Annotated in this window: 1 protein-coding gene; it reads right to left on the bottom strand. The window is 30.0% G+C overall.

Features of this window, described 5'->3' with window-relative positions; all coding sequences use genetic code 11:
* Positions 1-250: hypothetical protein (locus H6A07_RS09920; protein WP_204814752.1), on the bottom strand; the 250-nt coding region annotated here is incomplete at both ends.

The raw sequence follows: 250 nt of genomic DNA, 5'->3' as shown, positions 1-250 counted from the left end.
TTTTTAATGCCTTGCCATCTCATTTTTTTATGCCAGTAAAATTTATAACCTCGAATATTCGCACTACTATCCCAATGCTGTGGATTTTTTTTACTATCTGGCATTAAATAAAATTGAAATGATGTTGGATTTGGTCCCATAAGAATTTTAGCATAATCCTGTTTTTCTAAAACTGATTTATCGCTATCTAAATAACAATCTTCTACAAAAACTCGACTACTCCAACATTCTTTATTGCCAAATATAGCAT

It is taken from the genome of Olsenella uli (assembly GCF_016899935.1).
In the GTDB taxonomy this organism is placed as follows: domain Bacteria; phylum Actinomycetota; class Coriobacteriia; order Coriobacteriales; family Atopobiaceae; genus Thermophilibacter; species Thermophilibacter uli_B.
Note: the sequence above shows the minus strand (reverse complement) of the source record. Positions and strands in the feature narration are given on the sequence as shown.